General features: G+C 55.1%; 23 protein-coding genes, 2 tRNA genes and 1 pseudogene. 14 read left to right on the top strand and 12 right to left on the bottom strand.

Features of this window, described 5'->3' with window-relative positions; translation table 11 throughout:
• Positions 1-116: pseudogene (locus H8S45_RS16455) on the top strand (acryloyl-CoA reductase electron transfer subunit beta); the annotation flags it as partial.
• A 54-nt stretch (positions 117-170) separates the two neighbouring features.
• Here H8S45_RS16455 and H8S45_RS14525 read toward each other — a convergent pair.
• The 5 genes from H8S45_RS14525 to H8S45_RS14545 form a co-directional block, all read right to left on the bottom strand.
• Positions 171-395, bottom strand: coding sequence for a helix-turn-helix domain-containing protein (locus tag H8S45_RS14525; RefSeq protein WP_054328342.1), 225 nt, complete (start codon positions 393-395; stop codon positions 171-173).
• A 281-nt stretch (positions 396-676) separates the two neighbouring features.
• Positions 677-3,166, bottom strand: a complete 2,490-nt coding sequence (locus H8S45_RS14530; protein ID WP_054328341.1) for an ATP-dependent Clp protease ATP-binding subunit — start codon at positions 3,164-3,166, stop codon at positions 677-679.
• A gap of 51 nt (positions 3,167-3,217) precedes the next feature.
• Positions 3,218-4,219 (bottom strand): ATP--guanido phosphotransferase, encoded by a 1,002-nt coding sequence (locus tag H8S45_RS14535; protein WP_107631106.1) that lies wholly within the window; start codon positions 4,217-4,219, stop codon positions 3,218-3,220.
• Positions 4,216-4,761 carry a UvrB/UvrC motif-containing protein gene (locus H8S45_RS14540; protein ID WP_054328338.1) on the bottom strand — a complete coding sequence of 182 codons (546 nt, stop codon included), beginning with the start codon at positions 4,759-4,761 and terminating at the stop codon, positions 4,216-4,218. Before H8S45_RS14540 ends, H8S45_RS14535 begins: the two co-directional genes overlap by 4 nt.
• Before the next feature lie 52 nt (positions 4,762-4,813).
• On the bottom strand, positions 4,814-5,269 hold the full coding sequence (locus tag H8S45_RS14545) for a CtsR family transcriptional regulator (protein WP_054328337.1): 456 nt from the start codon (positions 5,267-5,269) through the stop codon (positions 4,814-4,816).
• Between the two features lie 311 nt (positions 5,270-5,580).
• Here H8S45_RS14545 and H8S45_RS14550 point away from each other — a divergent pair, with 311 nt between their 5' ends.
• The 8 genes from H8S45_RS14550 (at position 5,581) to H8S45_RS14585 (ending at position 11,051) form a co-directional block, all read left to right on the top strand.
• Positions 5,581-5,751 carry a DUF362 domain-containing protein gene (locus H8S45_RS14550; protein ID WP_054328336.1) on the top strand — a complete coding sequence of 57 codons (171 nt, stop codon included), beginning with the start codon at positions 5,581-5,583 and terminating at the stop codon, positions 5,749-5,751.
• A gap of 319 nt (positions 5,752-6,070) precedes the next feature.
• Positions 6,071-7,339: an ArsB/NhaD family transporter gene (locus tag H8S45_RS14555; RefSeq protein WP_054328335.1), complete on the top strand. Its 1,269-nt coding sequence runs from the start codon at positions 6,071-6,073 to the stop codon at positions 7,337-7,339.
• A 33-nt stretch (positions 7,340-7,372) separates the two neighbouring features.
• Positions 7,373-7,837: a hypothetical protein gene (locus tag H8S45_RS14560; protein WP_054328334.1), complete on the top strand. Its 465-nt coding sequence runs from the start codon at positions 7,373-7,375 to the stop codon at positions 7,835-7,837.
• Between the two features lie 142 nt (positions 7,838-7,979).
• Positions 7,980-9,206, top strand: a complete 1,227-nt coding sequence (locus tag H8S45_RS14565) for a cation:proton antiporter (RefSeq protein ID WP_054328333.1) — start codon at positions 7,980-7,982, stop codon at positions 9,204-9,206.
• Positions 9,207-9,536: 330 nt separating this feature from the next.
• Positions 9,537-10,379, top strand: coding sequence for a hypothetical protein (locus H8S45_RS14570; RefSeq protein ID WP_147574602.1), 843 nt, complete (start codon positions 9,537-9,539; stop codon positions 10,377-10,379).
• Positions 10,380-10,733, top strand: a complete 354-nt coding sequence (locus H8S45_RS14575; protein WP_054328331.1) for an arsenate reductase family protein — start codon at positions 10,380-10,382, stop codon at positions 10,731-10,733.
• A 105-nt stretch (positions 10,734-10,838) separates the two neighbouring features.
• Positions 10,839-10,927, top strand: a tRNA-Ser gene (locus H8S45_RS14580).
• A 33-nt stretch (positions 10,928-10,960) separates the two neighbouring features.
• A tRNA-Ser gene (locus tag H8S45_RS14585) sits at positions 10,961-11,051 on the top strand.
• Between the two features lie 143 nt (positions 11,052-11,194).
• Here the strand turns inward: H8S45_RS14585 and H8S45_RS14590 are convergent.
• The 7 genes from H8S45_RS14590 to H8S45_RS14620 form a co-directional block, all read right to left on the bottom strand.
• The gene (locus H8S45_RS14590) at positions 11,195-12,379 is read right to left on the bottom strand and encodes a tyrosine-type recombinase/integrase (RefSeq protein WP_054328330.1); all 1,185 of its coding nucleotides are present in this window, start codon (positions 12,377-12,379) and stop codon (positions 11,195-11,197) included.
• A gap of 144 nt (positions 12,380-12,523) precedes the next feature.
• Positions 12,524-12,754 carry a helix-turn-helix domain-containing protein gene (locus H8S45_RS14595; protein ID WP_054328329.1) on the bottom strand — a complete coding sequence of 77 codons (231 nt, stop codon included), beginning with the start codon at positions 12,752-12,754 and terminating at the stop codon, positions 12,524-12,526.
• A gap of 53 nt (positions 12,755-12,807) precedes the next feature.
• Positions 12,808-13,233, bottom strand: coding sequence for a hypothetical protein (locus tag H8S45_RS14600; RefSeq protein ID WP_186950382.1), 426 nt, complete (start codon positions 13,231-13,233; stop codon positions 12,808-12,810).
• A gap of 223 nt (positions 13,234-13,456) precedes the next feature.
• The gene (locus tag H8S45_RS14605) at positions 13,457-13,804 is read right to left on the bottom strand and encodes a hypothetical protein (RefSeq protein ID WP_054328328.1); all 348 of its coding nucleotides are present in this window, start codon (positions 13,802-13,804) and stop codon (positions 13,457-13,459) included.
• On the bottom strand, positions 13,801-14,064 hold the full coding sequence (locus H8S45_RS14610) for a hypothetical protein (protein WP_147574603.1): 264 nt from the start codon (positions 14,062-14,064) through the stop codon (positions 13,801-13,803). Before H8S45_RS14610 ends, H8S45_RS14605 begins: the two co-directional genes overlap by 4 nt.
• A complete protein-coding gene (locus H8S45_RS14615) occupies positions 14,061-14,399 on the bottom strand; it encodes a hypothetical protein (protein WP_186950384.1) in 339 nt (112 codons plus the stop codon). The genes H8S45_RS14610 and H8S45_RS14615 overlap by 4 nt, the downstream gene beginning before the upstream one ends.
• 284 nt (positions 14,400-14,683) lie before the next feature.
• Positions 14,684-15,595 (bottom strand): AraC family transcriptional regulator, encoded by a 912-nt coding sequence (locus H8S45_RS14620; protein ID WP_186950386.1) that lies wholly within the window; start codon positions 15,593-15,595, stop codon positions 14,684-14,686.
• Positions 15,596-15,990: 395 nt separating this feature from the next.
• Between H8S45_RS14620 and H8S45_RS14625 the strand changes: the two genes are divergently transcribed.
• The 5 genes from H8S45_RS14625 (at position 15,991) to H8S45_RS14645 (ending at position 21,264) form a co-directional block, all read left to right on the top strand.
• Positions 15,991-17,424 carry an MFS transporter gene (locus H8S45_RS14625; protein WP_147574606.1) on the top strand — a complete coding sequence of 478 codons (1,434 nt, stop codon included), beginning with the start codon at positions 15,991-15,993 and terminating at the stop codon, positions 17,422-17,424.
• A 34-nt stretch (positions 17,425-17,458) separates the two neighbouring features.
• Entirely contained in the window at positions 17,459-18,523 is a 1,065-nt protein-coding gene (locus tag H8S45_RS14630; protein ID WP_054328323.1) for a zinc-dependent alcohol dehydrogenase, read from the top strand.
• A 24-nt stretch (positions 18,524-18,547) separates the two neighbouring features.
• Positions 18,548-19,408, top strand: a complete 861-nt coding sequence (locus H8S45_RS14635; RefSeq protein WP_054328322.1) for a transketolase — start codon at positions 18,548-18,550, stop codon at positions 19,406-19,408.
• 6 nt (positions 19,409-19,414) lie between these two features.
• On the top strand, positions 19,415-20,389 hold the full coding sequence (locus H8S45_RS14640; RefSeq protein ID WP_054328321.1) for a transketolase family protein: 975 nt from the start codon (positions 19,415-19,417) through the stop codon (positions 20,387-20,389).
• Positions 20,390-20,478: 89 nt separating this feature from the next.
• Complete coding sequence (locus H8S45_RS14645) at positions 20,479-21,264, top strand: SDR family oxidoreductase (protein ID WP_054328320.1); 786 nt, start codon at positions 20,479-20,481, stop codon at positions 21,262-21,264.
• Positions 21,265-21,406 lie beyond the last annotated feature (142 nt).

Genomic DNA, 21,406 nt, shown 5'->3' on the forward strand with positions numbered 1-21,406 from the left:
ACAAGGCTGATGGCGCGCCGATCTTTGACGTTGCCGACTACGGCATCTGCGGCGACCTGTTCAAGGTCGTTCCCATGATGATCGACGCTATCAAGGCTGCTAAAGCTGCTAAGTAAAAAACAGAGCTTAAGCGAAAGCCCCTGTCCAATGGACAGGGGCTTTTTTACTACTTATTTATGATTTTTGGGGTAGGGCGCACGCACATCGGTTTCTCCGAGCAGATAGTCCACGCTGGTATGATAAAAATTCGCCAGCTTAATGAGAACGTCGGTGGGGATATCGCGTTTCCCCATCTCATAGTTGGAGTAGCAAACCTGTGTGCAGTTTAATATTTGTGCAATGTCCCTTTGCAGCAGGTCGGCATCCTCGCGTAAATTTCTGATTCGTGCGTACATAGTTGCTCCTCTTTTAGAAGAAATGGCTATATTCAAGTGTACGCAAAACGAATTGTTATATTGATTTATAAAACAAAATGTTATATAATAAGCAAGGAACAAAGGGGGAGTCGTTTAATGGGGAGCGTATCGGTTATTCTCAGCCTGCTTGTGTTTGGGGTGTTAAACATCGTGCTTATTTTGGTGGAAAAACGCTGATGAGACAGCAATAGCGGTTCGCAGGGCAGTTTTTACGCAAAAAAATCCCGATCCATATTGGATCGGGATTTTTTAGTCAGGGGTTATTCGTCCTTTGCGCTTTCGCTGGGATTTGATTCGGCAGGAGCCTGCTGCGCCAGCGTCAGCCTGTCATCCGCGACGTCCAGCGTTACATGGTCGCCCGCCTTGATGCGGCCCTCAAGGGACTGCTCGGCAACGAGATCCTCCACCTCGTTTGTGACCGCGCGGCGCAGCGGCCGCGCGCCATATATCGGATCGAAGCCGGCCTTGGCAAGATGCTTTTTCGCGGCGTCGGTCCAGTCCATGACGATCTGCATATCCTGCATGCGTTCGGCGACCTGCCGCAGCATACCGTCCGCAATCTGAGCGATCTCCTCCTCGGTCAGGCGGTTGAACACGATGATGTCGTCGATACGGTTGAGGAATTCCGGCCGGACCGCGTTCTTCAGCTCACCGAGCACATCCTCCCTAATCTGTTCGAAGGTGCGTTCGGCATCGCTCGCGCCGTCCGCGGCAAAACCGAGCGACTTGCGGGTATGGCCTGTGATCTTCTGCGCGCCGATGTTCGACGTCATGATGATGATGGTATTCTTAAAGTCAATGTGCCGGCCCTGGCCGTCCGTCAATACGCCATCCTCCAGAATCTGTAGCAGAATATTGAACACATCCGGATGTGCCTTTTCGATCTCGTCGAACAGCACGACCGAGTACGGGTGGCGGCGCACCTTCTCCGAGAGCTGGCCGCCCTCGTCGTAGCCCACATAGCCCGGAGGCGAACCGATCATGCGGGAAACCGCATGCTTTTCCATATATTCGGACATATCAATGCGGATCATGGCGTTTTCGTCGCCGAACATGGCTTCGGCCAACGCCTTGGAAAGCTCGGTCTTGCCGACGCCGGTGGGGCCGAGGAACAGGAACGAGCCGATCGGGCGCTTGGGGTCACGCAGACCGACACGGCTGCGCCGGATGGCCTTTGCGACCGCGGTAACGGCCTCGTCCTGGCCGATCACGCGCTGGTGCAGCGTGTCCTCCAAGTGCAGCAGGCGCTGGCCCTCGTCCTCCGTAAGCTGGGCGACGGGGACACCTGTCCAGCCGGAGATCACAGCGGCGATATCATCCGCCGTGACCGCGCCGTGCGTTTTGGTCTGCTGTTCAGACCATTCCTTTTTGCGTGCTTCGAGCGCTTCGCGCTTTTGCTTTTCTTCATCACGCAGCTTGGCGGCGTTTTCGAAGTCCTGGCTCTTGACAGCCTCCTCCTTTTTCGCGGCGACGGCGGCGATTTCGTCCTCCAGCGCTTTCAGGTCGGGCGGCGCGGTCAACGTGGACAGGCGCACACGCGAGCATGCCTCATCGATCACGTCGATCGCCTTGTCCGGCAGATAGCGGCCGGTCACATAACGCACGGACAGCTTGACCGCGGCATCGATCGCCTCGTCCGGTATCTTGATGCGGTGGTGTGCTTCATACCGGTCGCGCAGGCCCTTGAGGATCTCGACCGCGTCCTCCGGCGTCGGCTCGTCGATCTGCACGGGCTGGAAGCGGCGCTCGAGCGCGGCGTCCTTTTCGATGTTTTTACGGTACTCATCCAGCGTGGTCGCGCCGATGACCTGCACCTCGCCCCGGGATAGTGCGGGCTTGAGGATGTTTGCCGCGTCCGCCGCGCCCTCGGCGGCGCCCGCGCCCATCAGCATGTGCATCTCATCGACAAACAGGATGGTGTCTTTCTTGGCGGTCAGCTCCTCGATAACCTTTTTGATGCGCTCCTCGAACTCGCCGCGGTACTTGGTGCCAGCGATCATGCCGGTCAGGTCGAGCGAGATCACGCGCTTGTTTTTGAGCGTTTCCGGCACGTCGCCCGCCACAATCTTCTGCGCGAGGCCCTCGACAACGGCGGTCTTGCCAACGCCCGGATCGCCAATCAACGCCGGATTATTTTTGGTGCGGCGGGACAGGATCTGGATCACGCGCTGGATTTCCTTGGCGCGGCCGATGACCGGATCGAGCTTGCCCTCCCTGGCGGCGGCAGTCAGGTCGCGGCCGAACTGGGTAAGAGCGTCCTTATCCGAAGCGCCGCCAGTCGCGCCTGCTTCCGCAAAGCCGCCCTGCTGTGCGCCGCCGAGCGTCTCGCTCAGCTTTTCTGCCAGCGTCTGCGGCGTGACCTTGAGGTTGGCCAGCGCGGTCAACGCCACGTTCTGCCCTTCGCGCAGGATGCCGAGCAGCAGGTGCTCGGTGCCGACGTAATTGGTCCCCATCTGGCCCGCAGACTGCAGCGACAGCTCGATGATGCGCTTGGTGCGCGGGGTCATGCCCTGCGGCGCGGCGCTGTCGGGCGCGCCGCGGCCGGACAGGTCTTCGATCTGCTTCACCAGTGCATCCTCGGTCACGCCCGCCGCGGCAAGCGCTTTGGCGGCAGGGCCGCCGCCCTCACGCAGCAGGCCGAGCAGCAGATGCTCCGAGCCGATATAACTGTGGCCGAAAGAGCCGGCGGCTTCCTGCGCCAGCGTCAGGGCTTTCTGGGCACGTTCGGTGAAACGGTTTTGATAAAACATAAGTCAACACTCCTTTCAGGGGGTGGGAAATGGAAAGTGAATAAGGAAAGCTCACGCGAAGCGCAGACTTTGCGCGGTCTCGCGCAGCAGGGCGGCGCGCTTCTGGTCGCGCTCCTGCGGCGCGCCGGTCAGCATGGCCGGCCGGATGCGCTGTTCCAGCCCGTAAAGTACCTGCGGCTCCACGCCGGACAGCAGACCCATCTGCAGGCCGACCAGTACGTCCGAAATACATTGGATGGCTTCGCCTGTATCGATCAGGTAAGCCGAACGCAGCGTGCCGGCGGCGCGGCAGACGCGGTCCCGCAGCGCGGCTTCGTTCTGGCTGCGCACCTGTTCGCGCGCCTTCTTTTCCGCGTCGATGATCGCGGTCGCGGTCTCAACCAGTTTATCGGTCAGCTCGGCTGCGGAAGCGCCCAGCGTGATCTGGTTGGAAATCTGATAAAAACCGCCGACCGCTTGGGAGCCTTCGCCGTAGGCACCGCGTATCGCGCATCCGCGGCTGCCGGCATAGCCGGCCAACTGGTTGATGCCGCCGGTGGCGGTCAGCATGGGCAGATGCAGCATGATAGAGGCGCGCAGGCCGGTGCCGACATTGGTCGGGCAGGCGGTCAGGTAGCCCAGCCGCTCGTCATAGGCGAATGGCAGGGTGGCTTCGATCAGCGCCGCGATGCGGTTGGCGGTTTCCAGGCACTCCTTGGGACACAGGCCCGTGCCGATGACCTGCAAGCGGAGATGGTCTTCCTCCCCGACCATGATGGACACGCCGCCATCACGGGAGACGATCAGCCATCCGCCGTTTCGCGCCAGCTCGGGGGAGATCAGATGCTCCTCGACGAGCTGGGACGCTTCGGTCGAGCGGGGAATGATCTGCTTTTTTTCGAATTCCGGCCCAATGGTAGGGTTGCCGCGCAGCGCGGAAAACACCTTGTCCGCGATCTCGCTGTGCTGCGCCGGCGTCAGCCGGAACGGGTACCCCTTGAGGTTGCGCGCCAGCCTGACACGGCTGGAGGCGGCCAAACCGGTGAAGCCGCCGTGTAATGAAAACAGGCTCATTTCTGCTCGCCCTCCATTCTGCGGATCTCGTCGCGCAGGCGCGCGGCCTGCTCATAATCCTCGCTTTCCACCGCCGCCTTGAGCTGCGCGCGCAGGGCTTCGACCGGATCGGCCTGCGGCTGCTCCGGTGCGGCCGGCGCCGTGCCAATGTGGCGGTCCGCGCCGTGGAGCTTGCGCACATACGGGTTCAGGATATCCGCGAACGTGCTGTAGCAATCCGGACAGCCCACACGGCCGGTCTGCCGCAGCTCGCTTTCGGTCATGCCGCAGGTCGGGCATTTGCGCTCGGTGCCGAGCAGGGTGGAGGTGGGTGCCGCCGTGCCGAGCATATCGTTCCACAGGCTGCCGAAGCCGCCGCCAAGGAACGAATGGAACGGATCGCTCCAGAAATGGTTCATGGATTGGAACGCGTTTTCAAACGTGCCGCCAAGGTTTTCTTTCTGCGCGCATTCCGGACACAGGTGCATCTCGCGCGTGACGCCGTTGATAGTTTCCTTATAATACATGGTCGCTTCATTCTTGCCGCATTTTTCGCATTTCATAAGTCGTTTCTCCTTTCAAAGAGGATGGTGTATCGTGAAATTTTTACAGGATTTAGATGGTTGCAACGCCCATTACGGCGCATCGGAAGATTGCGGCGCGCAACCGGTCGCGGTCGGATTTTTCGACCTCCGCCAGCGCGCCGTCCGAACAGGCAGAGAGCAGAAGCTGTCCCTCGCGCTGGGTGAGCAGCTCAGCGGAAACCAGCGCCCGTGTCAGGCGGGCCGCGTCATTCTGCGTCAGCCGTCCGCCGATGCCGCGCGCGGCTTCCAGCAGCGTGCGCTGCTTATCGTCCAGCAGACGGACGATGCGGATATAGCCGCCGCCGCCGCGCTGGCTTTCGACCAAGTAGCCGTGTTCCGGCGTGAAGCGCGTTTCGATCACATAATTAATCTGGCTGGGAACACAGGAAAACCGGTCCGCCAGGCTTTTGCGCTGCACCTCCGCCACGCCGCCGCCCTCTGATAGCATCTCTCCGATAAAGTCGGCGATGATATCTGACATTTTCATGGTGGTCACTCCTTAAGCCAGGGATTTTCGTTTGACCTTTCCTGACCTTTGATTTTATTATAGAAGATGACTGATGAAAAAGCAAGGATTTTTTCTGACTAAATTTGACCTTTGTAGAGAAACAGAATAGGAAAACAGAGGGTTTTCTCAGGATTTCTCGTTAAAACAAATTTTTTCTAACTTTTTTGGATAATCACACCTATTTTATATATGTGTGAAAAGTTACCGATAACTAACCGTCTGTTTTTGTTGATTTTTTCTTATCTTGTGTTACAATAAGTGTGTAAAATACTTTTGGAGGTGCAATACCAATGGCATATGTTATCAGTGGCGCATGCATTAGCTGTGGCTCTTGCGCGGGCGAGTGTCCGGTAGGCGCTATTGCTGAAGGCGACGGCAAGTACGAGATCAACGCGGACGCTTGCATCGATTGCGGTTCCTGCGCAGGTTCCTGCCCGGTAGGCGCGATTTCGCAGGGCTAAGTTTTTTTAACTTACTTAAAAGCGAAAGTAAGACCCCGCTCCATTCGGAGCGGGGTCTTTTTTTGCCTGCGGTGAGGGGGTACGCCGCGCCTCGGAAAGCGTGTGCGCATCACCGGACAAAAGGGCGATGTGTTAAAAAAACGTAAAGAAAGGGGGGATGCTTTGTCACTAAATGACCAAACTTTCACACGAATTCCGAGTAATTCAGGAGAAAATACACATTGCAAAATGGAGAAAAACGGCGCTATAATATGTCGTAATAAAAATTGAGAGCTGTGCGCTGGGAAAGACAACCGACGCATAAGAAGGGGGTAAGAAAATGGACACTATGCAGATCCTTTCTGTCGTTGTTTTTTTGGCGGTCATGGCTGCGATCGTGACGGAAAAAATCCACCGCACGGTGGCGGCGGTGGCGGGCGGCGTCCTGCTTGTGTGCCTACATGTACTTACGGTGGATGACGCGGTCGGCTATATCGATTTTAACACCATCGGCGTGCTGATCGGCATGATGTTGTTCGTGGCGGTGGTGCGAAACTCCGGCCTATTTGAATATGTGGCAATTAAATCGGCAAAGCTCGCAAAAGGCAACCCTTGGCGGATTATGCTGCTGTTTGCAGTACTGACGGCCGTGCTGTCCGCGTTTCTGGATAACGTGACGACCGTGCTGCTGGTCGGCCCGATGACAATTTCGATCGCGGGTATCCTGGGGCTGAATCCGGTGCCGTTCCTGCTGACGCAGATATTGGCATCCAATATCGGCGGTACGGCGACCCTGATCGGCGACCCGCCGAATATTATGATCGGCTCGCAGGCAGGGCTGAGCTTTGTGGATTTTATTATGAATACCGGTGTGGCGGTGTTCTTTATCATGGCGGCGGTCTGTGTTTGTTTCTATTTTATGTACGGGCGCCGTATGGTGGTGGAAGCCGATAAGATGGCGGCGGTCATGCGCCTGGACGAAAACAAGTCGATCAAGGATCGACCGCTGATGATAAAAAGTATTGTGATGATTATTCTGGTGGTGCTGGGCTTTGTTTTCCATTCCACCTTGGGCGTGGACTCTTGCATTATCGCTCTGGCAAGTGCTACAATAATGTTACTGATTGGTGGTCAGGAGACTGAGGAAATTGTACTGGGCGTGGAATGGTCCACGATCCTGTTCTTCACAGGGCTGTTCGTTGTCGTCGGCGGCATGGTTCAGACCGGTGTGATCACGGCGCTCGGCAACGCTTTGGTCACGGTGACTGACGGCAACGCTATGCTGCTGATGATCCTGATCCTATGGGGGTCGGCATTGTTTTCGTCGTTTCTGGACAATATTCCATTTGTCGCGACGATGATCCCCCTGATCCTCTCCATGCAGGCGGAAGGAATGGACGTAACGGCGCTCTGGTGGGCGCTGTCACTGGGCGCTTGCCTCGGCGGCAACGGCACGCTGATTGGCGCGTCGGCAAATGTTGTCCTTTCGGGCATTTCGGCAAAGCATGGCCACCCGATTACGTTTGCAAGCTACCTGAAGGTGGGCTTTCCGATAATGCTGCTGTCGGTCGTTATTTCAACCGTATTCCTGCTTGTTCGTTTTCATTGATAGATAAAACAGATCGAGAAAGAGGGAGATCATATGATTACAAGCAGCTTTTCCGGCGATATTATCAATGCCAGCCTGCGTCAGCTCGGCGCATCCTCCATCAAGGAGATCAGGAACGGGATACTATATATTGCTAAATTTGAGCTTTCGGAGGATCTGTGCGTCACCTATGTGTTTGACGTGACCAAGCGCGACCGCTATTTTCTACAGCGCGTGACGCCCTACCCGATCTCGCATGGCGATTTTACCAGCGCGCAGGAGGTTGTGGAGTTCATCCGGAAAGATATCCGGAAGTTCCGCAATGCCCAGAATTCTCATAACTTCCCGAAGTTTCTCGATACGACTAATGCGATGGTCCTGTTTTCCCATGCGGTAGAGCTGCTCTTTCTGGAGCGCAATGTTACGCCGGAGGATCTGGACAGTATTTATCAGACGATCCAGAGCGGCCTGCATAAGATCAAGGACATCCATGATCGCGCGCCCAAGATTGAAGAATGAACAAAAGAGCTTCTGCACAAAAATGCAGAAGCTCTTTTGTTGATCTTTTTGTCTTTTTTTTGACAGGTAGGCTGGATGAAACTGAAAAAAACGCTATAATGATAGATAGATGTTTTTTTAAGACTGAGAGGGGTGGAGACTCGTGTCCTATGATTTCCTCCTGACCATTGCGATTATCCTGCTATTTACAAAGATTTTCGGCCTGACGTCAGAGCGTGTCCATATGCCGCAGGTGGTGGGCGCACTGGTCGCGGGCGTGATTCTGGGACCAAGCTGCTTGGGACTGGTGGGGGAGAATGATTTTCTGATCAAAACCGCGGAAATTGGGGTGATCCTCCTGATGTTCAGCGCTGGTTTGGACACCGAGCTGGATGAGCTGAAATCCACGGGCTTGGCATCCTTTGTAATTGCGCTGATTGGTGTGATTGTGCCGTTTATCGGCGGCGTCGCCTGTTATCTGCTGCTGGAAAATGATCCGGCGGATACCCAGAATATGATAAAAGCGGCGTTCACCGGCGTCGTGCTGACAGCGACCTCTGTTTCTATCACGGTAGAGACGCTGCGGGAGCTCGGCAAGCTCAAAAGCAAGGTGGGTACGGCCATTTTGGGCGCGGCGGTGCTTGATGACATCCTCGGCATCATCGTGCTGACCGTGTTGACGGGCTTTACCGATCCGACCGTCCAGCCGATGATGGTATTTGTGCGGATCGCGGCGTTTTTCGTGTTCCTCTGCCTGATCGGTATTGTCATGCACAAGGCGTTCATCAAAATGGATAAGCTGTGGGGGCATCACCGCCGACTGGCTATTTATGCGCTGGTGTTCTGCTTCCTGCTCAGCTTTGTAGCAGAGCGCTTTTTCGGCATCGCGGATATCACAGGCGCATATTTCGCGGGATTGATTCTGTGCAATATCAGTAATACGCGCGCATACGCGGCCAGTAAGCTGAATGTGCTGAGCTATATGATGTTCTCGCCGCTGTTTTTCGCCTCCATCGGCATCAAGACCGAGCTGGGCGGGCTGACCGGACGGCTGGTGGTATTCGCGGTCGTCCTGACGCTGGTCGCGATTCTGAGCAAGGTCATTGGCTGCGGGCTGGGGGCGCGGATGATGGGCTTTCAAACCTATGACGCGATTTCAATTGGACTGGGTATGGTGTCACGCGGCGAGGTCGCGTTGATCGTGGCGCAGAAGGGCGCGCAGGCGGGCCTGATCGACGCAAACATGTTCCCGCCGATTGTTCTGGTCGTTATTGTAACCACGCTGATCACACCGATTCTGCTCAAGATCGGCATGCGGCGGCAGACGCCGGCGAATACCGAGCTTTCGGGCAAGGAGGCGGAAATGTTGCCTAATACAGAACGCTACTGACCGGATACGGAAACCAGACGGGCCTGTTCGTCTTTGTGGGTCCGTCTGTCATTTTTCCGTCCCTGTTCGTTTAAGTACCACTGCGATGGGGTGCCGACAGGTTGGCTCGCTGCATATTGCAAGCGCAGGGCTGACCGCGACAGACTTAGGCCGGAAAACAGAAGTTGAAAGGGAGGAGATGCTGGAGATTTTTAGATATGTAGAGCGTAAAGACATTTCGTTGAGTTTGAGCCTTGTTCTAAAAGGGAGTTTTTTCAGCTTTCCTTGCTGACGCCGCCGTATTGTGGTATACTTATTGCGTATATTAAAGTTCAAACTGGAGGGAATGAAATGAAGCGATCCAAATTTCTGCCCGTTTTTGCGGTGGTGTTGTGCGTACCCGGCGTTGTGGCGCGCGCGCTCCATTTTTTGAACGGTTTTGATAGCAGGAACGGCCTGCCGGTGACCGGCAACGCATGGGTCTGGTACTGCGCTGTTTTTTTCCTGCTGTGCGCGGCCGCTTATGCGGCCATGGCGGCGCCGCTTCGTGCGGAGCGGAAAACGCCGTTTGAGCAGCTGCTGGGTACGCAGGGCGTGGGTTTCCGGATGATGGCGGTCATCTCCGGCCTGCTGCTGGTTTTGGGCGGCGTGGGATACCTTTATCTCACGATGACTACGGTGGAGGAGGACGCGGCCGGATGGGCGCAGGCATTGGAGCTTGCCTACGCGGGCATAACCGTGCTCGCCGGCCTCTGCAGCATTGGCCTGGCGAAAGCGCAGGGCGTGGAAATGACATCCCATTCCGCATTGCTGACGCTGGTTCCCCTGTTGTGGAGCTGCCTACATTTGCTCGTCAATTACCGCATGACCTGCGTGGACCCCAAGCTCCCGTCGTTCGGCTTTGGACTGGTAGGCGATATCCTGCTGGTTCTGGCGTTTTACCATTTGGCGCGGCTGCTGTACGGAAAACCGCGTCCGGCCATGCTGGCGTTCTTTGGCGCGATTGCGGTCACGATGGCGGTATCGGATGCGGCGGGCTATGGCCTGTCTTGGCTAATGGGGGTGCATGGCGTGGCATGGCCCGCAAAAATGGTACTGCGCAGCGGCCTGTCTGTGGCAGCGGCGCTGCTGCTGCTGGCGGAACTTTCTGTATTGACCGCTGGACATCAGGAAATGGAAAAGGAGGTAGCCTGAATGCTGTTTGTATGTTATCCGAAATGCACCACCTGCCAGAAAGCGCAGAAGTGGCTGGAGGAAAAGGGGGTGGAATATCAGTTCCGTGATATCAAGCAGGAAAAGCCGACCGAGCAGGAACTACGCCAGTGGCACGCGATGAGCGGGTTGCCGCTCAAGCGCTTTTTCAATACAAGCGGTCTGCAGTATAAGGCGTTGGGTCTGAAAGACAAGCTGCCGTCCATGAGCGAGGACGAGCAGTTCGCCCTGCTGGCGACCGATGGCATGCTGGTCAAGCGGCCGCTGTTGGTCGGGGCAGATTTTGCCCTGCCCGGCTTCAAGCCCGCAGAATGGCAGGAACGGCTGGAAGGCTGACGGATTTTTGGCAGAAGCGTGGGAAAGCTGCGCTTCTGCCGAGAAAAGCATTGACATTTACCGATGGATGTAGTATAATCAATCATGCTTATCGGGCAAAGCTACGGAGCGGTATCGAAGTGGTCATAACGAGGCGGTCTTGAAAACCGTTTGTCCGAAAGGGCGCGTGGGTTCGAATCCCACCCGCTCCGCCAAATACCTGATGGCGGAAGCTACAAACTTGACATGGAGACGTACCCAAGCTGGTGAAGGGGCTCCCCTGCTAAGGGAGTAGGTCGGGAAACCGGCGCGAGAGTTCAAATCTCTCCGTCTCCGCCAAAATTTCGCACTTTTCTGAGGAGGAAAAGTGCGATTTTTCTTTTGTGTGGGAATATTAGAACTTTTTCGGTGTTTTCAAGAATCTATACTGCAATCTTGACTGCAATGGGGTCTGCAAAGCCAGACGCAGTGCGGGTTTGCGGCTATTTTGCCACCGGCAAACTGGCGATCAGTTCCTCCATTCTGGCGGCGCTGCTCTGCTGCATCTGGTTGCTGACATGGGCATAGGTCTTGAGCGTGAATGCCGGTGCGAAATGGCCCAAGTTGGTCTGCACGGTTTTGATGTCGTCGCCATTTTCAATCGAGATTGTAGCGAATGAATGACGAAGCGAATGGAAGGTATAGTTTTCCATACCGCAGGATTGCAATGCCTTTTTCATATGCTTATATACCGTCTGATGGTTGAGCGGACGGCCGAAGCCATTGGTGAACACCAGATCAAAGGCATTAGCCCACAGCTCACCAGCGAGCAGCCTTTGCGCCTGCTGCTTGCGGTGCTGCTTCCGCAGGAGGCGGATGGCGCTTGCGGCGAGTACAATGCACCGCTGTTTGTTTTCTTTTGGTGGGGTGAGATAGTAGTTGAACGAGCCGCGTTCATGCTTCTGCTGCAACTGCTGCCGAATGACGATGCTGTTTTTCCCCCACAGGATATCATCCCAGCGCAGGCCGAGGATTTCAGACTGTTGCATGCCGGAAAAGATATCGAGGAAAAAGATGTTGTAAAACTCGTCGTCCTCGACTGCTTTCAGGAAACGGGACAGTTCCGAGGAAGTGATTGCCTTTGCCCGGCTTTGCGTAACGCGAGGCAGGGTGCATTTGTCGGCGACGTTGCGGATAATGATCTCGTCACGCTGGGCGGCGGCTAACAGAGCGTGAAGCGTCCCGAATACGGTATGCACGGTTTTGGGCGCTAAGCCTTTGCCGTTCACGCCAAGCGACGCGGCGAACCGCTGCACTTCCCGATGCGTCAGGTCTGTCAGCTTCTTTTTACCCAGCGCGGGAAGAATATGAATCCGCAAGTTCTTTTCATACGTCCGCTGGGTAAACGGCGCGAGCGTGGAAACATGGCTCTGCATATATTCTTCCGCATATTCGGCAACCGTGAGCTTGTTCGGCTCCTGAAACGTGCCGTTGTCGATGCTTGAAGTCGCCGCGCGCAGCCTTTCCGCGACCTCCTGTTGTGTCTGTGTCCTGCCGTAGATCGTATGGCGGAGCAGTTTGCCGGTTTCAGGATCGGGCATAGAGGTATATTGCGCAATCCACCGTCCGTCGGGACGCTTATAAATTGTTCCGCTACCAGTTTCTCGTTTTTTCTTTTTGCGTGCCATTATAACTGTAGTCTCCTTTTCGACACATGCTGTTTCGGTTGATGTTATAGGAACAAAAGGTATTTAAGTCTATAACATGAAATATTCCTTGTTCTGCATAAAAGCAGGGCTGCCCATGTTCGGGCAGCTCAGTTTGCAGTGTGCCTATTTATTGTTTATTCGATCAGCAGCTACTGTCTGGGAGCAGGTAGGGTAGCCATGGGTTGTTTTGTCCTGCACGTCCAGCCGTTCGATCAGCTTGTCCCGCTTTACCAGTAGGCGTTTGCCGATGCGAAAGGACGGGAAATCCGCGCGGTGCATCAGGTTGTAAGCCGCGCTGCGGCTGACACCGAGCAGGATCGCAAGCTCGAGTGCGCTGTATGTACTCTTATCCATTTTAGAAAACCTCCTTTGTGTCGTCGAACCAGTAGGATTGAAATACTGGGCCGTCACCCGTGAGGAAACGGACGTGGGCGTCGCGCGGAATCCGGTCGCTCGCGTCCGTGTTGTACAGAATCTTCTACCGCAAATACAATGCAGTCCATCGGGAGCGTCTCACGGCGGTGATACTCATAGGTATTTGTACACCCTGCCTTCCCGAGCAGATCCTTGCGCTGTTTCAGCTTTTCAGATACACTGTCAAGTAGGCTATCAAAGCGTCGCGGTCGAGGATTAGCTTGCAGTTTGGGTGTTTGCGCCAGCTGCGGCCAAATCAACTTGAGGAGAACGGATTTGCCCGAACCGGTCCCGCCGCCCAGCAGCACATGCGGGATCAGGTTGAGGTCGAGCGAGACTGTCCCCAGCAGGCTTTCGCCGAGCACCAGCCGGCAGGCGGGAAATGCGTCACGCAGATAGACATCCTTCCACGGCAGCATCTTGGGCAGGCCGCTTTTGTCAGGAACAGTAAACGGCCGGATGCGGCGCTAGCCGTCGCACTCCTGAATATATGCGACATGGACATTCAGCGCGGTTTCGATATCCGCGCTTTTCTGTTCCCATACGGATTTGGGGACGCCGCAGGCGAGAAATTCGAGAACCGTGATGTTGCTGTGTGCATCATCTGTTTCATCCTGACGGACAGCAACCAGCAGCGGTACTTCACCGGCGTGGTTGACCAGCCCAATGCAGGGTGTTCTGGATACTTTTCGCCTTGGAGGGCGTCCCAGCCCATATGATGAGCACTGCCAGCCCGCCAAACACAAGGATCGGGAAGCAGAGGCTGAACGCGATCCGGCTGATCGCATCGAACATATCCGGCCCGCTGTACGCAATGTCCCAAGGGCGGACGATGCTGAAGGTCAGTGCGGCCAGCAGATAGAGCACAAGCAGTTTGAGCCGGTGCTGGTCTGTCCAGATCTCCCTGAGGCCGTATCGGAACATCAGGAGCATGTAGTTCCGATACGTTTCTTTTTCCAGCAGACTGCGTTTATTGCTGTTCATCTTCAAAAATTCACCTCCATTCGGGTAATAGGCGGCTTTTCCTCCCGATACTCGGTAAAGCTCTGAATACGGCGCAGGAATGCTTTCCATGTGTCAGGGTGACAGAGCTGCACCGTCTCATATTGCCGGTTCAGCGGCAGGTTGGACGTGATGTACACCTTGGTAAAGCACGCGACCTTGTCGCTGTACCGCGCGGGTAGTATGGGAGGATAAACATCCAGCAAATTGAGCATTTCCTCGATTGGGCTGCGAGGTGGATTCCTCAAACGCGATCACAATCCTGCCCGTGATAATCGTCGAAAGAGACGCCTTTGCCGCTTCGGTAGTTGGTCACGCGGTAAATGTCGCGTGCGCCGTGCCTTTGGTAGATGCCGCGGGTCTTACCCGTACCCGTCGCGCCGTAGATGTACTGTACTTCTACCGCCCGGTTTTGTTCGGCGTATTTCTCGGAAAGAAACGTCTGCCGCAGCGTATCAATGTCATTCACCCGGAATGCCAGCCTGGGGTTCTCGCGGATGATCTGCGTGGTCGCCTTACCGGCTGCAATGCCTTCGAGCAGGGCGGACATTTCCGGGGCTTTTTCGATTTGCGGTTCAGGCACATGACCGTATTCTTCAAAGCTGCCCGCTACCGCAGTTTCTGCCTTATTTCTGATAAGGGCATGGATGCAACTTCCATTTAATTCCACTATTCCGCGCGTAAATAGGAAAATAAAATTTGTCGGGTTTGCATAGAAAAGGCCACGCACAATGTCATGTGCGTGGCCTTTTCTATGCTTGAGCCGCGTTACGCGTGATAGCAGCCGAAAAGTTATTGTTAATCCCGCGGTTTATGCAAGGCTCATAAGAATAAAACCGCTCCTTGTTGAGCAGGTCTGCTATACGGTTATGGCTTCGACTCCCTGCATTTTGCGCGGAACTCAGAAACAGTCATTCCTTCATGTTCTTTAAAAAGCTGGTACAGGGTTTTTGCTGAGGAAAAACCAACCAGTTCGGCAATGCGTTCTACCGGATAATTGGTGTCGAGCAGATAATTTTTTGCATAGTTGAGACGGTAAATATTCAGCGTACGCTTAAAACTTTGTCCAAAATACTCCTCAAAAACACGGTTGATATGGCGCGGCGAAACATAAAAGACATTCGCAATATCCTGCACGGTAATATTTTTATTGTAATTGGCGTGCATGTATTTTGTCATTTCAACTGCCATGTTGATATTGGACATATTAGCCGTTGCCGGTTCCTCCTTGCCGGTGGAAACCATGTTGCGGAATATCTTTATCAGATATTCCTGATACAGCGCGTTGATCATTTGCCCTTTGCCGGGCAGGTCCCTACTGATTTCCTCATCAAGCCGCGCGAGCACTTTGTCTGATTTATACCGGTCCTTGCAGATGAAATATGTGTTTTCATCAAAATACTTGAGTGCTGCAGAAAGGAAATCCATCTCGGATTGTGTGCTTTTGCTGCGGCTTTTCAACGAATTGACCGTTGGGGGCGTGAACACAAACACCACATACTGCTTGAGCAGCAGCGGTTCGTATTGTGTGTAATGGTATATTCCGGGCGGGATGATGGCAAACGAGCCGCCGACCAGAGTATGGGGGTGTCCATCGATCATCAAATGCTGCATACCGCTCAGACAGTAATAAATTTCATAGCATTCATGGACATGCCGGAATTCCACACAGGTCTGGTCGAGCATGTCCGCATAGTTGACCACAAAGTCCAACGTGCCCATCGACATCCGAACCAGATTGGGATTATAAAACGGATAACGCTTCTGCTGATATTTCATATGCTGTCTCTTTCCTCAGATCCGCGGAGTACATACTTTTTATTATCTATCTTATCATATTTTCCCCTGTGAAAAAACAGGATTTATGCAAAGTAATGTTTCAAAAAAGACTGATATTTCTGAAATGATGTCCCTTTTTGACACAATGTTAAAACAATAACAGAAAATACGGTATTTTATGTGACTTATACACAATAGCAGCGAGACGCATCTGTCATATTCTATAAAATGCACATATCTAACAGACGAGTTTGTTGGTGGATATGTCTCTTTTCGGAATTGCCAATCCGGCCATTCTCTCGGTACAATATAGCCACAATCACACAGGGCAGAAGGAAGGAGGGCAGGGAGATACGGCGGTCTAAAAAAAGAAAAAGAGGAGGTAAACGTCTGCTATGAACAACAATCCCAAGGATCCTGCAAGCTGGGCAAAAACGTCCTCCCAGTTTGGCTATTACAAGTTGCCGAAAAAAGAAGTATGGGGTTATTCCTCGATTGATTTTGCGATGAATCTGGTGTTCCAGTGTATTGCGCTATACATCAGCTATTTTTACACTGATATCTTTGGGCTGCAGCCCGGCCATGTCGCCATTATTTTTGCGGTATCACGTATCTGGGACGCAATTAACGACCCGATGATGGGCACGATCTGCGAACGCCTCCAGCCGAAGAAGGGCAAGTACTGGGTATACATCCGTTGGGGCGCAGTTCCGTTCGGCCTGGCTGCTGTCCTGACGTATACTACCCCGAATCTGAGCTATGGCCTGAAGATCGTCTGGGCGCTGGTCACCTATAACCTGCTGAATATGCTGTACACCTTTATCATCCAGCCGTACATTTCCGCGGCGTCCCTGATGACAAACGACCAGAGCGAGCGCACCCGCCTGCAATCGACCCGCATGACGCTCGCGCAGGTCGGCGGCGTTGTATGCGCAATCATGCTGCCCGAGTTGTCCGGTTTCTTCTCGAAGTATATGACGCTGGCGCAGGGCTACATGGTTACCACGATCATCATGGCCATTATCATGGTCGTCATCCTGCTGTGGGGCTCGAGCCAGATCGTGGAACGCATCCCGCCCCAGCCGGTTGACCCGAACAACAAGGCCAACATCAAGGATGTCTTTTACCTTCTGTTCCGTGTTGGTCCGGTATTCGTCACCTTTATCCTGTTCCTGGGCGTTTACACCATGAGCCAAGTACAGTCCACAATGGGCGCGTACTACATCAATTATTACGCAAACCGCGGCGATATGCTTTCCTGGTTTTCCATGATCATGATGCTATTTTCAGTTATTGGCGTGCCGTGCGTACCGTTCCTGGTCAAGCGCCTGCATAAAAAGGGCACGGTTATGTTCGGCCTTGCGATTGCGGGCATCGGCTGCCTGATGCTGTACCTGATGCCGACCACCGCCATCACCGGCATGATGGTCTCCCGTGCGATCACCGGCTATGGCTACGGCATCCTGATGGGCATTTGCTGGTCGGTCATCACCGACCCGGTGGAATACGCCGACTGGAAAACCGGTAAGCGCTATACCGCGATTGTCATGACGCTGGTCGGCTTGGGCATCAAATTCTCCATGATCATCGGCGGCTCGTTGCCGACTGCGGTATTGGAAGCGACCGGCTATGTCGCAAACCAGGCGCAGAACGAAGCAACTCTGAGCGCAATCCGCATGATGACCACGCTCCTGCCGCTGGCAGCGGTTGTGGTAGCTATGCTGGTCTACGGCCTGTTCTATCACCTGAACGAAGAGAAAATCAGCCAGATCCAAAAGGAAATTGCCGGGCGCAACGAAACGCGCGAAGCGCAGAAGGCAGCAAAATAAACCGTATTGGAACACAGAGAGGAGATATTAAGCTATGAAAGTTGTATGCGCAACCCGAGTGGGCAACATGAAGGACCCGAACCCGGAAACCCGCGGCACAGTCGGCATCGTCGATATGCCCATCAAGGAGCTGAAGGACGACGAAGTGCTGATCAAGGTAGCCTATTGCGGCATTTGCGGCAGCGACCCGCATGTGGTGGACGGCTGCTTCAACAAACCCGAGGACGCACCGTTCGGCATCGGCCATGAGATGTCTGGCGTGATCGAAAAGCTGGGCAAGAATGCCACGGCGAAGGGTCTCAAGGTCGGCGACCGGGTTGGCGGTAACTTCCTCGGCTACTGCGGCAAGTGCTACCAGTGCTCGATCGGCCACCCGGAATACTGTACGGATGTCGGCAACGAGCCGTGCATGGCCGAATACGTTGTCTGGAACGAATCCCAGGTCTGCAAGCTGCCCGACGGCGTCAGCCTGCGGGAAGGCAGCCTAATGGAGCCGCTCTCCATCGCTGTGCGCGCCATGGACAAGGCGGGCATGCAGGTCGGCAAGCGCGTGCTGATCTCGGGCGGCGGCCCGATCGGCCAGCTGTGCGCACAGCTGGCGGCCAAATTCGGCGCGGCCGAGCTGACCCTGTCCGAGCCGGTTGAAAGCCGCTGCGAGCTGGCAAAAAAGATCGGCGTGGAGCATATCATCAACCCGATCACCGAAGATGTGTACGAGCGGGCCATGGAGATCACGAACGGCCTGGGCTACGACGTCATTATCGAGTGCTCGGCGGTGCCGAGCGCGGCGGAAACGGTGCTGAAATGTACGTCGAAATATGCAAACCTGCTGTATGTCGCCCAGTTCCCGACCGATTACGAACTGCCGCTCAACCTGTTTGAATACTCCTACATGCGCCAGGTCAACGTCACCGGCATGTACTGCGCGCACTTCAACTTCGAGCGCACCGCAGAATACCTCAAGTATGTCGACCTGTCCGCGTTTACATCAGACGAGCAGGTGTATGACATTGACGACGTGGAAGCGGCATTCGCCATGCATCTGACCAGTAAATACCCCAAGATCCTCATTCGCTGCAACAAATTTGAAGGCGAATAAGCCAAACGGAAAGGATGAGACAAAATGAGTGTTAAACTGCAAACCATCACGGAGCTGGAGGACAAGTGTGTAGACATCCGCTCCAATCTGCTCAACTTCATTTACCGCATCGGTATGGGACATCTGGGCGGCGAGCTGTCCATCGTGGAAATGACAGTCGCGCTGTACTACAAGTACCTGAACTACGACGTGATGGACCCGCACAAGGAGGGCCGCGACCGCTTCATCCTGTCCAAGGGCCATTGCTCGGAAACCCTGTATACGATCTTCTCCGATCAGGGCGCCTATACGCAGGACTACATGGTAGAGCACTTTGAAAGCTTGGATACCTACAAGTTCGGCATGCACTCCAACCGCAAGAAGTGCCCGCAGATCGAGGTTTCCGCTGGCTCGCTCGGCCATGGCCTGCCGATCGCGGTCGGCTATGCGCTCGGAGCGCGCTACCGCAAGGAAAACTACCGCGTTATCGTCATGATCGGCGACGGCGAGTTCGACGAAGGCACCAACTGGGAAGCGCTGATGTCGGGCGGCCATTACAAGCTCAACAACCTGGTGTGTATCCTGGATAAAAACCAGCTCCAGATGACCGGCAACACCCGCCAGATCATGAATATCGACCCGGTTGCCGACAAGGTGCGCGCGTTCGGCTGGAATGTCATTGAAATAGAGGACGGCAACGATATGGCGCAGGTGTGCGCAGCGCTCGACCAGCTGCCCCCGCTCGATTATTCCAAGGAAGCCAAGCCGACCTTTATTATCTCCAATACGATAAAGGGCAAGGGCGTTTCCTTCATGGAAGGCAACCACAAATGGCACGGCGGCGGTATTGGCGAGGAAGACCTCAAGATTGCGCTCGCAGACGTTGCAAAAATGAGAAAGGCGTGATGATTTATGGCAGCGAAAACAACGTACGATTTTGATATGATGCTCTCCAACGCCCGTGAAGCCTACGGCGAGGAGCTTTACAAGATGGCCTGCGAGGGTAAGGATTTCGTTTTCACCTATTCGGACAATGTCGCACCGTCCTCCTCGGCGGGCAAGCTGCTGAAGGAATTCCCCGAGCGCTGCTTTAACTTCGGTATCGCCGAGCCCGATCAGGTGGGCGCGTCCGCCGGCCTTGCACTCTCCGGCTGCACCGTGTTCTCCCAGGTGTTTGGTCCGTTCCTGCCGCTGCGCGCAGCCGACCAGATCCACACGGACATCGCCTACAACGACGTCAACGTCCGTTTGATCGGCACGCACTCGGGCGTGACCGCGGGCGGCGGCCCGACCCATAACGACATCGCGGACCTTGCGCTCTACCGCGCTATCCCGAACCTGACGGTCGTTGTGCCGGCGGACGCCAACCAGTGCTGCAAGTTCATCCGCCAGTCGATGGATTTTGTCGGCCCGATGATCATTCGCATCGACCGTGCAGGCTCGCCCAACGTCTACGCCGAGGATTATGAACTGACCATCGGCAAGGCGATCGAAACCATGGAGGGCACGGACGCTTATATCATCTCCTGCGGTTCCAACCTGTATGAATGCCTGATGGCGGCCAAAACGATGAAGGAAAAGCATGGCGCGAGCATCGGCATCCTGGATATGCACACCATCAAGCCGCTCGATACGGATGCGATCCTGCGCGTTGCGCAGAAGACCGGCAATATCGTCACCGTAGAGGACCACTCCATCAACGGCGGCTTGGGCGGCGCGGTAGCGGAAGTGCTGTGCGAATCGAGCTACAAGGGCAACTTCAAGCGCGTCGGCATGCCGGATGAGTTCGCTGTGCTCGGCTCGGTGGATGCGATTTACCACTACTACCATATGGATCGCGACGGTACAGTCGAGGCACTCGAACGCATGCTGCACCTTGCAAAATAAACCGAACCATGCACGCTGCGGGGCGCGCGATGCTGTGCGCGTCCCGCCTCCCTCATATCGTGCGGCCTGCCGCAGAAAGGAAAGTTAGTATGTCGAACCCATTGGATAAGTTCAATATGGATTGGTTCCGCTTGGACGGGAAAATCGCTATGGTCACCGGTGCAAACCAGGGCCTTGGGATGGCGTATGCGGTTGCATTCGCCAAGGCAGGGGCCAACCTGTTTATCCCTCACTTCACCGAGGATGTTTCCGAAATCAAGGCGCTGATTGAAAAGGAAGGCCGGCAGGTGCATTTCCTGCGCGGTGACCTGACCGACAAGGCATACCGCAAGGATTGCGTAGACGAATGCATGAAGCAGTACGGACGCATCGATATTCTGGTCAACAACGCGGGCGCGAGCGCTTTCCACGATTTCGACGATTACCCGGATAAATACTGGGAAATGTGCATCAACCTGGACTTCAATGCGGTCTATTACCTGTCCAAAGAGGTGGCGCACATCATGAAGGCGAAGGGCGGCGGCAAGATCATCAACATCGGTTCCGCGCTCAGCTATACCTCGGACGCTAAGTGCCCGCCCTATACCGCGGCTAAGCACGGTGTCATCGGCATTACCCGCAACTTTGCCAACGAGTTGGGGCGGTTCAACATCCAGACCAATGCGATCTGCCCCGGCTTCCTCGCTACCGAGGTCAACGCAGAGCTGCGTAAAGACCCTGCGTTTTACAATAAGATCACAAACCGCATTGCAGCCGGGCGCTGGGGCGAGCTGGACGACCTGATGGGTACCATGGTGTTCCTGGCCTCCCGTGCATCGGATTACTTGAACGGTGTGGACATCAATGTGGACGGCGGTTTCTTCACCGTGCTTTAACAGGATACAATAAAAATGCTTTGGGAAATCGGTTTTACGGAGCGATGCCGTAAAACCGGTTTTCCGCTATCCGCGCTGCTGGGCGGCGCGGCAAACCGGATTTTGGAAAGGATTGATCTCGGCTATGCAGAATAAATATTAC

It is taken from the genome of Agathobaculum faecis, from assembly GCF_014287995.1.
Taxonomy (GTDB): domain Bacteria; phylum Bacillota; class Clostridia; order Oscillospirales; family Butyricicoccaceae; genus Agathobaculum; species Agathobaculum ammoniilyticum.